This is a genomic window from Bartonella sp. AD328YNZD (genome assembly GCF_042196425.1).
Genome location: NZ_JBHIQG010000786.1, coordinates 1 through 615, shown reverse-complemented (window position 1 = coordinate 615; position 615 = coordinate 1). Strand labels below are relative to the sequence as shown.

Sequence of the window (615 nt, the reverse complement as noted above, 5' to 3'; positions counted from 1 at the left end):
CATTGAATCGACGTATCATAGTCTTATGAAAGGAGATTACATTCCCTTTAAGCATATTGGTTTGGCTGATACGTTTCAGACACTTAAAGAAAAAAACTTGATAGACGGTATACTCAAAGAAAACAGTGAATATTTAGAACATCAAAAGAATCTAAATATCAAAGTTATCTTTGGCAATCCTCCTTATTCGGTAGGACAAAAAAATGAGAATGATAATGCAAAAAATACACCCTATCCGATATTAAATGACCGCATTCGTGAGACTTATATAGCTCAATCGAAAGCAACTAGTACGCAAAAGTTATATGATAGTTATATTCGTGCCATTCGCTGGGCTAGTGACCGTATTGGTAATGCTGGAGTAATCGGCTTTGTTTCTGGTTCTAATTATGTAGAAAAGCCAACAATGGATGGTTTACGAAAATCTTTAGCCAAAGAGTTTACGAGTATTTATGTGCTTAATTTACGGGGGGATATCCGCAAAAATATATTAAGCAATGGAGCTTCTCAAGAAGGAGAGAATATTTTTGGTAGTGGTAGTATGACTGGTATTGCGGTAACGCTATTTATCAAAAATCCCAATGTTTCTGGAGAGTGTAAAATTTACTATCATGA

1 protein-coding gene is annotated in these 615 nt (G+C 34.8%); it reads left to right on the top strand.

Annotated features, from left to right (window positions below):
- Positions 1 to 615 (top strand): Eco57I restriction-modification methylase domain-containing protein (locus ACFIO3_RS15035; RefSeq protein WP_375704777.1); only part of this gene is annotated, 615 nt, incomplete at both ends.